The sequence below is a fragment of the Synechococcus sp. UW106 genome, assembly GCF_900474015.1.
In the GTDB taxonomy this organism is placed as follows: domain Bacteria; phylum Cyanobacteriota; class Cyanobacteriia; order PCC-6307; family Cyanobiaceae; genus Parasynechococcus.
This window is the reverse complement of sequence record NZ_UCNV01000010.1, coordinates 1-1,047: the sequence shown is the minus strand read 5'-3', so window position 1 is coordinate 1,047 and position 1,047 is coordinate 1. Positions and strand designations below refer to the sequence as shown.

The following is a 1,047-nucleotide window of genomic DNA, read 5'->3' as shown; positions in this document are numbered from 1 at the left end:
CCACGGGGCAGAACCTCTTCAGGGAAGACGAAGTTTTCGTGCGGCTGGTCAGCCGGTGCCATCCAGGCACGCAGACCTTCATTCAGAAGGATGTTCTTGGTGTAGAAGGTCTCAAATTCAGGATCTTCTGCAGCGCGGATTTCCTGTGACACGAAGTCATAGGCGCGCAGGTTGAGGGCCAAGCCGATGATGCCGATGGAGCTGGTCCATAGGCCCATCACAGGCACGAACAGCATGAAAAAGTGCAGCCAGCGCTTGTTGGAGAAGGCGATACCGAAGATCTGGCTCCAGAAGCGGTTGGCGGTGACCATGGAATAGGTCTCTTCTTCCTGAGTGGGCTCGAACGCCTTGAAGGTGTTGGCCTGCTCACCATCCTCAAACAGGGTGTTTTCCACGGTGGCTCCGTGAATGGCGCAGAGCAGTGCACCGCCGAGGATGCCGGCGACGCCCATCATGTGGAAGGGGTTCAGGGTCCAGTTATGGAAGCCCTGGAGGAAGAGGAGGAAGCGGAAGATCGCTGCCACACCGAAGGAGGGCGCGAAGAACCAGCTGCTCTGGCCGAGGGGGTACATCAGGAAGACACTGACGAACACCGCAATCGGACCGGAGAAGGCGATGGCGTTGTAAGGGCGGATGCCAACCAGACGAGCAATCTCGAACTGGCGAAGCATGAAGCCGATCAAGGCGAAGGCACCGTGCAGAGCAACGAAGGCCCAGAGACCACCGAGCTGACACCAGCGAACAAAATCACCTTGGGCTTCAGGGCCCCAGAGGAGAAGCAAGCTGTGACCCATCGCATCAGCGGGGGTGGACACAGCAGCGGTAAGGAAGTTGCAACCTTCCAGGTACGAGGAGGCAATGCCGTGGGTGTACCAGGAGGTCACGAAAGTGGTGCCGGTCAGCCAGCCACCAATGGCCAAGTAGGCCGTTGGGAGGAGAAGGATGCCAGACCAGCCAATGAATACGAAGCGGTCGCGCTTGAGCCAGTCATCGAGGACGTCGAACCATCCCCGCTGTGGCGCGCGTCCTACAGCGATCGTCATGAGA

Annotated in this window: 1 protein-coding gene; it reads right to left on the bottom strand. The window is 58.9% G+C overall.

The genetic code is table 11. The features are described from left to right. Positions 1–1,043, bottom strand: a 1,043-nt coding sequence (gene psbD, locus DXY30_RS11020) for a photosystem II D2 protein (photosystem q(a) protein) (protein WP_115095002.1), incomplete at its 3' end; no start/stop codon positions are given. Between the last annotated feature and the right edge of the window lie 4 nt (positions 1,044–1,047).